The sequence below is a fragment of the Serratia sp. GW822-FHT06D09 genome, assembly GCF_058799515.1.
On record NZ_JBXALO010000007.1, the window covers coordinates 103,705 to 115,822 of the forward strand.

At 59.5% G+C, this 12,118-nt stretch carries 9 protein-coding genes; 3 read left to right on the top strand and 6 right to left on the bottom strand.

Annotated features, from left to right (window positions below):
• Positions 1 to 19 precede the first annotated feature (19 nt).
• Entirely contained in the window at positions 20 to 1,411 is a 1,392-nt protein-coding gene (selA, locus tag AC1RKG_RS17395) for an L-seryl-tRNA(Sec) selenium transferase (protein ID WP_493183521.1), read from the top strand.
• Positions 1,408 to 3,255 (top strand): selenocysteine-specific translation elongation factor, encoded by a 1,848-nt coding sequence (selB, locus tag AC1RKG_RS17400; protein ID WP_493183522.1) that lies wholly within the window; start codon positions 1,408 to 1,410, stop codon positions 3,253 to 3,255. The genes selA and selB overlap by 4 nt, the downstream gene beginning before the upstream one ends.
• A gap of 476 nt (positions 3,256 to 3,731) precedes the next feature.
• Here the strand turns inward: selB and AC1RKG_RS17405 are convergent, their stop codons facing one another.
• Positions 3,732 to 4,979 carry an MFS transporter gene (locus AC1RKG_RS17405; RefSeq protein ID WP_128864800.1) on the bottom strand — a complete coding sequence of 416 codons (1,248 nt, stop codon included), beginning with the start codon at positions 4,977 to 4,979 and terminating at the stop codon, positions 3,732 to 3,734.
• Between the two features lie 219 nt (positions 4,980 to 5,198).
• On the opposite strand from AC1RKG_RS17405, the gene AC1RKG_RS17410 reads away from it, so the two are divergent.
• Positions 5,199 to 6,191: an acyltransferase gene (locus AC1RKG_RS17410; protein WP_493183523.1), complete on the top strand. Its 993-nt coding sequence runs from the start codon at positions 5,199 to 5,201 to the stop codon at positions 6,189 to 6,191.
• On the opposite strand, the gene AC1RKG_RS17415 is transcribed toward AC1RKG_RS17410, so the two are convergent.
• From AC1RKG_RS17415 to xylA, 5 genes are all read right to left on the bottom strand, one after another.
• The gene (locus AC1RKG_RS17415; protein ID WP_493183524.1) at positions 6,186 to 7,109 is read right to left on the bottom strand and encodes a GlxA family transcriptional regulator; all 924 of its coding nucleotides are present in this window, start codon (positions 7,107 to 7,109) and stop codon (positions 6,186 to 6,188) included. The genes AC1RKG_RS17410 and AC1RKG_RS17415 overlap by 6 nt on opposite strands.
• Before the next feature lie 2 nt (positions 7,110 to 7,111).
• Positions 7,112 to 7,663, bottom strand: a complete 552-nt coding sequence (locus AC1RKG_RS17420; RefSeq protein ID WP_129982596.1) for a cysteine hydrolase family protein — start codon at positions 7,661 to 7,663, stop codon at positions 7,112 to 7,114.
• Positions 7,664 to 7,762: 99 nt separating this feature from the next.
• Positions 7,763 to 9,157, bottom strand: a complete 1,395-nt coding sequence (locus tag AC1RKG_RS17425) for an amidohydrolase family protein (protein WP_493183525.1) — start codon at positions 9,155 to 9,157, stop codon at positions 7,763 to 7,765.
• Positions 9,158 to 9,303: 146 nt separating this feature from the next.
• On the bottom strand, positions 9,304 to 10,755 hold the full coding sequence (xylB, locus tag AC1RKG_RS17430) for a xylulokinase (protein WP_493183526.1): 1,452 nt from the start codon (positions 10,753 to 10,755) through the stop codon (positions 9,304 to 9,306).
• Between the two features lie 42 nt (positions 10,756 to 10,797).
• Entirely contained in the window at positions 10,798 to 12,117 is a 1,320-nt protein-coding gene (gene xylA, locus AC1RKG_RS17435) for a xylose isomerase (RefSeq protein ID WP_020824691.1), read from the bottom strand.
• Between the last annotated feature and the right edge of the window lies 1 nt (position 12,118).

Below are 12,118 nucleotides of genomic sequence, written 5' to 3' on the forward strand. Positions count from 1 at the left end.
ACACTGAAACCGAGCGACCATGAGCACTGAATCCCAGCTTCTTTACAGCCAGTTACCCGCCATCGATCGCCTGTTGCGCGATCCCGCTATCGAACCGCTGGTTACGCAGCACGGACAAACGCTGATTGGCGAGTTACTGCGTCAATTGCAACTGCAGGCGCGTGAAACCATTAAACACCACCAAAGGTTACCCGACTGGTGCGGTGACTGGGCACAGGCGCTCAGCGCGGAGCTGCAGCAATGGCAGCGTCCGGCTTTGGCCCCGGTATTCAACCTCAGCGGCACCGTGCTGCACACCAACCTTGGCCGGGCTCTGCTGGCGCAGCCGGTGATAGAAGCGGTGACGAATTCCATGGGCGCGGCGGTAACGCTGGAATACGATCTGGACGGTGCCGGTCGTGGTCACCGCGATCGCGCGGTGGCGGATTTATTATGCCAATTGACCGGCGCGGAAGACGCCTGCATCGTCAACAACAATGCGGCTGCGGTGCTGCTGATGCTGGCGGCGATCGCCCCCGGCAAGCAGGTGGTGGTATCGCGTGGCGAACTGGTGGAAATTGGCGGTGCGTTCCGCATCCCCGACGTGATGCGCCAGGCCGGTTGCCAGCTGGTTGAGGTCGGCACGACCAACCGCACCCACCTGAAAGATTACCGCAGCGCGATTAACGAACAGACCGGGCTGCTGATGAAGGTGCATACCAGCAATTACAGCATCCAGGGCTTTACCGCCGCGGTGGAAGAAGCCGAACTGGCGCAGCTCGGCGCAGAGCATGGCCTGCCGACCGCCACCGATCTGGGCAGCGGCTCATTGATTGATATGGCGCAATACGGCCTGCCGGCGGAACCCATGCCGCAGCGGTTGCTCGCCGCCGGAGTAGATTTGGTGACGTTCTCCGGCGACAAGCTGCTCGGCGGCCCGCAGGCCGGCATCATCGTTGGCAAAAAGGCGCTGATCGCCAAGCTGCAGCAACACCCTCTGAAGCGTGCGCTACGCGTTGGCAAACTGACGCTGGCGGCGCTGGAAGCGACTTTACGACTCTATCAACAGCCCGAACTGTTGGCACAACAGCTGCCGACGCTGCGGCTATTGACCCGCCCGCAGCAGGCGATGCAGGGTTCTGCCGAACGCCTGTTGCAGGTGCTGGCGCCACAGTTTGCCGGGCATTTCCAACTGCGTGCCGAACCCTGCTGGTCGCAGATTGGCAGCGGTTCGTTGCCGGTCGATCGGCTGCCCAGCTATGCGCTGACCTTTGCGCCGCGCGATGGCCGTGGCGCAACGTTGGAAGCGTTGGCAGAACGCTGGCGTCGGCTGCCGCAGCCGGTGATCGGCCGAATTAACGACGGCAGGCTGTGGCTCGATCTGCGCTGTCTGGAGCAGGAAGACGCGCTGATTGAGGCCCTGAGAGAATGATTATTGCTACCGCCGGCCATGTCGATCATGGCAAAACCACCCTGCTGCAAGCGATCTCCGGGATCAATGCGGATCGCCTGCCGGAAGAAAAACGCCGTGGCATGACCATAGATCTGGGTTATGCCTACTGGCCGCAGCCCGATGGCCGGGTGTTGGGCTTTATCGACGTGCCGGGACACGAGAAATTCCTCGCCAATATGCTGGCGGGCGTTGGTGGCATCGACCATGCCTTGCTGGTGGTGGCCTGCGATGATGGCGTGATGGCGCAAACGCGCGAGCACCTGGCGATACTGCGATTGAGCGGGCGTCCGGCGCTGACGGTGGCCTTGACCAAAGCCGATCGGGTGGATGAAGCGCGTGTCGAAGAGGTTCGACAGCAGCTTGACGAGGAGCTGACGCGCCAGGGGTGGCAACAGGCACCGGTGTTTGTCACCGCCGCGCCGCAGTCGCAGGGAATCGACGCACTGCGTGCGCATTTGCTGGCGTTGCGGCCTGACGAACATGCGGTAACGCGCCGCTTCCGCCTGGCGGTGGATCGCGCGTTCAGCGTGAAAGGCGCTGGTTTGGTAGTGACCGGTACCGCACTGGGTGGCCAGGTGGCGGTAGGCGACACGCTGTGGCTGACCGGCGCCGACGCGCCGGTACGGGTTCGCGGTTTGCACGCGCAAAACCAACCGGCTGAGCAGGCGCAGGCTGGACAGCGTATTGCGTTGAATATTAGCGGTGACGTCAGCAAAGATCAGGTCGCACGCGGCGATTGGTTGCTGGCGCAAAAGCCCCCGATCGCCGCCGAACGAATTCTGGTGGCGTTAGATAAGGATTTGCCGATAAAGCACTGGCAGCCGCTGCATTTACATCATGCCGCCAGCCATATTACCGGACGAGTTTCGTTGCTCAGTGATGGGCTGGCGGAACTGATCCTTGACCGTCCGCTATGGCTGGCCGAAAACGATCGGCTGGTGCTGCGCGATATTGGCGCACGCCAAACCCTGGGCGGCGCAAGGGTGCTGAGCTTGACGACGCCCAAACGGGGTAAGCGCCAACCCGAGTATTTGGCCTGGCTGGCGGCGCTGGCACAGGCAGACGATGACTGTCAGGTGCTGGCGCTGCATTTGCCCAAGGGCGCGCTGGATCTGGCGGCCTTTGCCTGGGCACGACAACTGACCGAGAAACCGCTGGCGAAGTTGTTGGCGAGTCATGAATTGCTGATTGCCGGTGGTAGGGCGTTGGCGCAGGATAATGCACAGCTGGATCAGCAGCGTCTGCTGCAGGTGTTGGCCGAGTATCACCAGCAGCATGCCGATCAGCTCGGCCTGGGGCGTGCTCGCCTGCGGCGCATGGCCGTGCCGCAACTGTCTGAGGCGCTGGCATTTATGATGATCGATCGGCTGCTGGCTGCCGGCTTACTTAGCAATACGCGCGGGTGGCTGCACCTGCCGGAGCACGGTTTGGCGTTCAGCGCCGAAGAGCAAATCCTGTGGGCCCGTATTGAACCGCTGTTCGGCGACGAAGCCTGGTGGGTGCGCGATCTGGCTGCCGAATTGGGCGAGGACGAGGCATGGGTGCGGACCACGCTGCGTAAAGCCGCTCAGTTGGGCCATGTCACGGCAGTGGTGGTGGATCGTTACTATCTAAGCCAACGGATAGAACAATTCGCCGCGTTGATCCGTGAACTGGATGAAACGCAGGGCAGTGCCAACGCCGCCGATTTTCGTGACCGGCTCGGCGTGGGGCGTAAACTGGCCATTCAGGTGCTGGAATTTTTCGACCGCAGCGGATTTACCCGCCGCAAGGGTAACCAACACCTGCTGCGCGACAGCGGACTCTATACCCGTCATACCTGAAGCTGCCTCTGCGTTGGCTGCCAGCACTCACCCCAGTCACTTACTTGAGTAAGCTCCTGGGGAGTCATGCTCTTGCCGCGTTACTCGGCAAAGCCTCGCCCCGTTGGGGCCAGCGCAAGCGCTGTTCAACAAAGCCGTGGCTTTGTTGTGATGCAACTCCAATTATTTTGGGTATAGCCGCGTATTCTGATTAAGTCGCGAGGTCATCAGGATGAATACTGAAGGTTTATCATCACTGACCATAAGAAAAGATGATGAAAAGTATGCCGGGTTTGTGCGAGAGAAAGAACAGAGGTGCTTGACGCTAGAGGCACTTAGTGACGTTGAACAGATGAATTTTATCAGCCATGAGGCGGTACTGGCATGGGCTATAAGTTTGAGAACTGATTCATCTGACTGATAGAGTTAAATCCAGTGTAAATCTTGAAACACGGAAAGAGATATCGTCTCTTCCCGTGTCGTTAGCTCGGCGCTTGTTATAACGCAGCGTTAGGCGTCGGCGTTGCATCGCCGCTGCGGCGTTTGCTGAGGAACAGCGCCACCAGTGCCAGCCAGCACAGGCCACTGAGCAGGTTGAACAGATTGAACAGCCCGCTGCCGCCCCACACGTAAGCCACTTTAGCCAGCTCGATACCGACGGTGAACACCATCATGCTCAACATGCCCATGGTGGCGGAGACCGTGCCTTTGCTGACGTTGCTTGAGAACAGCGTCAAACGGTACAGCCCGGCGTTGGCCAGCCCGATGCCGAAAGCGTACAGGCTGAGACCCGCAGTCATCCACAGATAGGCATGGCTGGAGAATATCGTCGCCAGCGCCGCGATCAGCAAACCCAGCATCATCGGCCCGGCACCCAGCTTGATCAGGCGCGGGACGCTGTTCTTGCCGGTGAGACGTGCCAGCGTCAGGTTGCCGAGGATCAGCGCACCGAACACCGGAATTTGCAGCAGACCGTAATCCAGCGTCGACAGCGACTCGCCGCTGATCAGGATCACCGGCGATTGGGCAATCCAGGCCAGCAGCGGCAGGCTGGCGAAACCGATGGCCAGCGCGCCGCAGATAAAGCGGCGGTTGGACAATACCTGACGATAGTCGCGCCACAGGTTGGCGGCCGAGAATTTCTCACCCTGCAGCGAAGCCGTCTCCGGCATGGCTTTCCACAGGCCGTAAAAGGCAAACGCAGCCAGTGCGGCGAACAGTACGAACATGCTCTGCCACGGCGCGACGTGGATCAGCGCGGCACCGGCCAACGGCCCCAGCAGCGGGGCAATCAGCGCCACGTTGGCCATCAGCGCGGTGATTTTGATGCACACCGACTCTTCAAACGACTCCTGGATGGTGGCGTAACCCACTGCGCCGATAAAGCACAGGCCAATCCCCTGCAGGAAACGCATAAAGATAAACTGTTCGATGCTGGTCACCAGCAAAATAGCCAGACAGGCGACGATAAAAAACGCCACGCCGGCCAACATGACCGGGCGACGCCCGCGCCGATCCGACAACGGCCCCAGCAGCCATTGCAGGAAAATACCGCCCGCCAGATAGGCGGTCATTGAGGTTGGCACCCACTCTTCTCCGGCGTTGAAATCGGCCACTACCGCCAACATGCCAGGTTGGATCATATCGTTGCCGATATAGGTGGCAAATTCGAACAGCACCAGACAAAGCGGGAATAAAAGCGCCTGTCGACCCAAGCGAGCCGCAGGTGGTAAAGTAGTTTTCATATTTATCGTACTGAAAGTAAAGAAGAAATAAGGAACTGCCAGGGCGGGAAGCGCAATCTGAGCGAGTTGTGGCGGCTATTTTGCCGCCAATTGTTCACCTTAGCAACGATAAGGTGTTGTTTCAGCACATTCTGATATTCGCCGTCAGGGTTGCCACCCACACTTTCGCTCTATAACCTTATTTTAACAAATCAAGATGACAATATTGCGGGCGATCTTTTGAGCAATAAAATTGGCTGGATAGATAACTTGCGCGCCGTAGCGTGCATGATGGTGGTGATGATCCACGCCACCACCTACTACGTCACCAGCGGGGTGGCGGTGGGCGAACATAACTGGGACATCGCTAACGTACTGAACTCACTGTCGCGCGTTTCGGTACCCCTGTTTTTCATGATTTCCGGCTACCTGTTTTTCGGCGAGAAAAGCGCCGGCAAAAAGCATTTCATCCGCATTGGCTGCTGTATTGCGTTTTACAGCGCGGTCGCGCTGATTTATATCGCGGCGTTTACCAAAATCGGTTTCTGGCCGTCGCTGCGCGGCATATTGTTAAAGCCGGTGTTCTACCATCTGTGGTTCTTCTATGCGATCGCGGTGATTTATCTGCTGTCGCCGCTGATCAACGTCAAGCCGGTATCACGCCGCTATCTGGCCAGCGTGTTGGTGATCCTGGCGGTGGTCGCCAATCCCAATACCAGCTCGCTGACCCTGGGTAACGCTCACCTGCTGCCGGTCAATCTGTATATCTACGGAGACACCTTTTACTACCTGCTGTACGCGTTGGCCGGCCGGGCGATTGGCATGATGGACACCCAGGGGCGAGGTACCAGTTGGCTGGCGATATTGGGGTTTGTGGCTAGCGTGGCGTTAATCGTTCAGGGCACCAAAAGCCAGATGTTCATCAACGGTAACTTTGCCGATACTTATTACATCTACTGTGGGCCGCTGGTGTTTATCGCGGCGGTATCCCTGGTGGTATGGTTTAAAAATTGTCTGCCCGAGCCTATTGGCTGGTTGGGCGTTTTTTCCCGACATTCGCTGGCAATCTACGGTTTTCACGCCATTATCGTCAATTTTATGCGCAGCCGTCACCTGACGCTGACCGCCCATCCGTTACTGGATATCTTCTGGGTATTCGGCGTGGCGTTGGCGCTCAGCCTGTTGTTGTCGATGGGGCTGCAGAAAATAGACTCTCGGCGGCTGGTGTCATAACGCGGTCGAGCCGCGCTGCTGGGCACGCCGCAGTTGACGACCGGAGGAAAACCCCGCCGCCAGCGCCGCCTTTTCCAGCCCATAGCCCTGTTGCAGCCGCTGCTGCGCCACCGCCAGCCGCAGCTGTTCATGGTATTCGCGCACGCTGATGCCGACATGGCTACGGAACAGCCTGGCCAGATGGCGACTGCTGACATGGGCCTTTTCCGCCACCTGCGGCACCGACCATTCGGCCTCGGGTTCGGCTGCCATCACGTCTTGCGCACGGTGCACCGCCGGGTGCAGATGGTTGCGGTAACGCAGCCAGGGGGAGAGCTGCGGATCATCGCCGGAACGGCGAAAATACACCACCATTTCGCGGGCAATCTCCATTGCCCGTATTGCACCGCATTGACGGTTAATCAAATGCAGCGCCAGATCGATACCGGCGGTAATGCCGGCGCTGGTGTACAGGTTGCGGTCTTCAACAAAGATACGGTTCTCTTTCACCTGCGCGGCCGGGGCCTGCTGACGCATGCGTTCGATCACATCATGGTGGGTGGTGCACTGATAGCCGTCGAGTAGCCCGGCCTGCGCCGCCAGCAGGGCGCCGGAGCAGATACAGACCAGCGTGATGCGCTGCTGCCGCAAATCGGGTTGCAGCGCCGCCAGCCAGTGGCGGGCCTGTTCGGCCGCCAGATGGTCAAAATCGCTGCGTGAATCGCGTGCGCCGGGTACCACCACAATAGCGCCGTCTTCCAGTCGGGTGGGCAGCGGCTGCAGCTGGCTCAACGTCATGCCAATCGAGCAGGTGATCTGCGGCAGTGGGCTGATGTAGCGCAGGCTGAATGCCCCGGCCAAACGCAGGGTTTCGGCCGGGCCGCTGACGTCCAGCGACAGCGCGTTGGGCAACATCAAAAAATAGACGGCCTGCGGCATGATTACTCCTGTGAGAGTTGCGCCAGCACTTCATCCACGCTGGCGAGCTGGGCGAAGCGGTCGACCAGCACCGTCTCAGTATGCCGCTTGAGTTGTTCGGTGGTAAAGACTTCTCCATTGGGATGCTGCATCGGGAAAGTCATCGTGGCCTCGGTGACGAAAGTCACCCGATAACCGAGATCGGACGCCACCCGGGTGGTGGTTTCGCAGCACTGTTCGGTGCGGATGCCGGAGATAATCAAGTGATCGATATCCCGTTGGCGCAGCCAGGCGTCCAGACCGGATTCGGTCAGTGCATTGTGCACCTGTTTATGAACGGTGACGTCTGCCTGATGGTTGAGGAACGGCAGCGGTTTTACCCAGCCGGATGCCAGCGAAAACGGCCCCTCCGGTGATACGTGGAAAACATCAACCAGGGCTATGCCCTGCCGGCGACAGCCTTCGATCAGCCGTGTCAGTGCCTGCTGGAAAGCGGGCAGATCTTCTTCCTGCCAGAATGGGCGATGCTGGAATGATTGTTGAACATCGATGATCAATAACGCGCTCTGTGACATTTTCGGCCCTCCGCCAATGGGTATGACGCCATACTGCGCCGTTACTTTGTCTGGCAGAAGGCCAAAAACGGCCATCATGGTGGCATCAACGGACCAGCATCAGGCTTTGTCGACCTGGCCAGCGACCAGCCGCCCCTGATGGAAAGTGGCCGTGCGCGCCGGCAGGCGTGCCACCGCCTCGGCGGAGCAACTGGCGTTGACCAGTACAAACTCTGCGTTGTCCCCGGCCTGCGGCCAGACGCGTTGGCCTTTGTCGTTCAGCGGCAGCACGCCACCGGTCGAGATTGCCATAGCACGGGAGAGGTGGAATTCGTCGGAGCCGCGGTAAAGTTGGGCGTAAAGGTTGGCTTTTTCCAGAATGTCACCGCTGCCGAACGGTGACCAATGGTCGATCACGCTGTCGGTTCCGGTCATCACAAATACCCCTTTTTCACTGAGCTGCGGCAGCGGCATCATCAGCCCGCCAATCGGCACCGTAGAGGCGATGGTGATTTGCTGCGCCGCCAGCCGGCTAGCGGTTTCCTCCAGCTCATTCGGGTTCAGCACGGTTAGGGCAAACGCATGGCTGATGGTGACTTTACCGCGCAGCGCCGGGTTCTTTTCTACGGTGGCGATCATGTAGTTGATTGCCGCTACGCCGGCGGGGCTGGTTTCATGCAGGTGGATATCGACGCCTTTGCCGGTGTCGAGTGCAATCTGGAACATCGCATCCAGCGACTTCTCCATGGCGCCGTCAACGTTGGTCGGATCCAGTCCGCCGACGTATTGCACCCCCATTTGCATGGCCTCGCGCATCAAGCCGTCGACTTTGGAATGCAGCAGGCCATGCTGCGGGAAGGCGACGATTTCACAGCTGAAGTCCGCCCGGTGGTTTTCCAGCGCACGTTGCAGGTGTTCCAGGCTTTTCAGCCCGCTGACCGGATCGATATTGCAGTGGCTGCGGGCTACGGTGCTGCCTTTCGATTGCAGCAAGGCGATCAGGTTTTCCGCACGCTGCTGCGAGGTGGGCAACAGCTTGGGGATCAAGGTCTGTTCGAGCGCGATCATGTCCATGATGGTTTTGCCCTGACGTGGGCGCGGTGCCTGCCATGGGCCGCTGTAGAAGGTTTTATCCAGATGGATATGCATGTCGCGAAACGCCGGCAACAGCAGTTGGCCCTGCGCCTGATAGCGCGCTACGCCGGCGGGAGGCGTTGCCTCTTTCGGGTGAACTGCGGCAATTTTTCCGTCTTTGATTTCAAGCTGATACAGCGCGGTGCGGGTGCCGATCACCGTCTCGCCATCGTACTCAAAACCGTCTTCCAGTCGAACGTCGCTCAGCCAGTAGTGGCTGTCGGTCAGGGTCATAGGTGTGCTCTCTGGTATACATGCGCTGCTCGCTGGCGCGGAGGCTTGCGCCACGCCCCCCGTCAGGCCAATGACTGCGCAGGCGGTGGTGAGCTTGCCGGTTTGGCTGAGGAAAGCTCTGCGGCTTTGTTGTTGGTTTTTTTCCACGTTCAATTCCTTAATCCAGAGGTGAGGTGCGTCAAAAGACAGCCACCAATTTAGGAGAGGAGCGCGTGGGTTGGCAGTGACATTTGCCACTGGCGACTATTCGATTTGGCAATAATAAGGGGGCGCTGTTTGGCCCCCTTTCGGTTTTACATCAACGGTAACAGACGGGAATAGAGCTCGCGGAAGGTGCTGCGCAGCGCGGTGTACTGCTGGTGGCACTCGGCATCCGGTGTATGTACCTGTTCCAGCGGCAATTCAGGCAACAATTCAGCCAGTGGGCGCTGCGGGTTCAGGGCAATCTGAGCCAAGCGAGCCGCTCCCAGCGCCGGGCCAACATCGCCGCCGGTGCGGTATTCCAGCCGCTGACCGCTGATATCCGCCAGCATTTGTCGCCAGAAGGGGCTGCGCGCGCCGCCGCCAATCAGGGTGATACTGGACGGCTGCAGACCGCTGGCGTGCAGTACGTCCATGCCATCAGCCAGGGCGAAACCAACCCCTTCCAGCATGGCGCGCGCCAGGTCGGTTGGCCCATGCTGGTGAGTCAGGCCCCAGAATGCGCCTTTGGCGTTAGGATTGTTGTGCGGCGTACGCTCGCCGGAAAGATAGGGCAGGAACCACAGCGGCGCTGCCGCCGGCGGTGCCTGTTCGACATTGCGCAGTAGGGTAGCAACGTCCTCGACGTTGGTTAGCTTGCACACCCAGTCCAGACAGGATGCGGCACTGAGCGTGACCGACATCAGGTGCCAGGTGTCGGGCAACGCATGGCAGAAACTGTGTACCGCGCTGGCCGGGTTACTGAGAAAACCGTCGCTGACGGCAAAATAAACGCCGGAGGTGCCGAGTGACAACATCGCCTGCCCCGGCTGATACAGGCCTACGCCGATCGCCCCGGCGGCATTATCACCGCCGCCGGCCACCACCGGCACTGGCGACATGCCCCAACGTTTGGCCAGTTCAATATGGGTCTGGCCGGTGATCTGATTGCCTTCGAGCAGCTGTGGCATCTGGCGGCGAGTCAGGCTGCATGCCGCCAGCATCTCCTCGCTCCAGTCGCGCCGCGCCACGTTCAGCCAGCCGGTTCCTGCGGCGTCCGACATGTCGCTGGCGAATTCGCCGGTGAGGCACCAGCGCAGGTAATCCTTGGGCAGCAGGACTTTATCTATACGTTTGAACAGCTCGGGCTCATGCTGCCGTACCCACAGCAGTTTGGGGGCGGTAAAGCCCGGCATCATCAGGTTGCCAGTGATTTGCCGCGACTGCGGCACCGCCTGTTCCAGCGCCAGACACTGTGCGGCGCTCCTGCCGTCGTTCCATAAAATCGCCGGGCGCAGCACCTGCTGACGTGCATCCAACAGCGTGGCACCGTGCATCTGACCGCTGAGCCCAATGGCTTTTACCTGCTGCAGGTTGTGTTGTTTGCCCAGCGCCAGCATCGCGCGGTCGGTGGCGTGCCACCAGTCCTGCGGGGCCTGCTCTGACCATAGGGAATGAGGACGGGAAATGGGCAGCGATTCACCGTGGCTGGCGAGCAATTGGCCCTGCTCGCTGAGCAAAATAACTTTTACGCCGGAAGTGCCGAGATCGATGCCGATATACATGGTTGAGGATCCTTAAAGGCGCGGCGTGTGCCGCGCGATCGGTTAGCCGAACAGATAGCGGTTCATCAGGTTTTCGAGCTGTTCCTGACGGCCGCTGACGTGCTGCGGCGCCAGTGCATGGCCTTCAGCGTACTGCGCCAAGGCTTCGAGCGACAGTTTGCCCTGCAAAATTTGCTGGCCCAATTCACCATTCCAGCCGGCATAGCGTTTCGCTACCTGCTGATGCAACTGGCCGTCAGTCACCATTTTTGCCGCGACCTTCAGTGCCAGTGCCATAGTATCCATGGCGCCAATATGACCATAGAACAGATCGTACTTGTCGGTGCTTTGACGGCGGACTTTGGCATCGAAGTTCAACCCACCGGTGGTGAATCCCCCGGCGTTGAGAATTTCGAACATCACCAGCGCGTTCTCTTCTACGCTGATCGGGAATTGGTCGGTATCCCAGCCCAGCTGTGGGTCACCCCGGTTGGCATCGACAGAGCCGAAAATGCCCAGCGCAATGGCGGTGGCGATTTCATGGTGGAACGAATGGCCTGCCAGCGTGGCGTGGTTGGCTTCGATATTCACCTTGATCTCTTTTTCCAGGCCGAACTGCTTAAGGAAACCATAGACGGTGGCGACGTCGTAGTCGTACTGATGTTTGGTCGGTTCCTGCGGTTTGGGCTCAATCAGCAGGGTGCCCTGGAAACCGGTTTTGTGTTTATGCTCCACCACCATCTGCATAAAGCGGCCAATTTGCTCACGTTCCTGGCGCAAATCGGTATTGAGCAAGGTCTCATAGCCTTCACGCCCGCCCCACAGCACGTAGTTTTCACCGCCCAGGCGCTGGGTGGCGTTCATGGCGGTGAATACCTGGGTGGCTGCCCAACTGAAGATTTCCGGATCCGGGTTGGTGGCGGCCCCGGCGCCATAACGCGGATGGGTAAAACAGTTGGCGGTGCCCCACAGCAGTTTCACGCCGCTGCTGTGCTGCTTTTCTTCCAGCACGTCGGTCATTACCGCAAAGTTGTGCAGATACTCTTTCAGCGAGGCACCTTCCGGTGAGACGTCTACGTCATGGAAGCAGTAGTAAGGTACGTTCAGCTTGTGGAAGAACTCGAACGCCACGTCGGCTTTGCGTTTGGCCAGCGCCAGCGCGTCGCCCGGCTGCTGCCAGGGACGATCGAAGGCACCGACGCCGAACATGTCCGCGCCGTTCCAACAGAAGGTATGCCAGTAACAGGCGGCGAAACGCAGATGTTCCGCCATGCGCTTGCCAAGCACCAGTTCATCCGGATTGTAGTGATGAAAGGCCAGGGGGTTATTGCTGGCTGGGCCTTCGTAGCGCACTTGCTCAAGCTGATCAAAATAAGGTTGCATT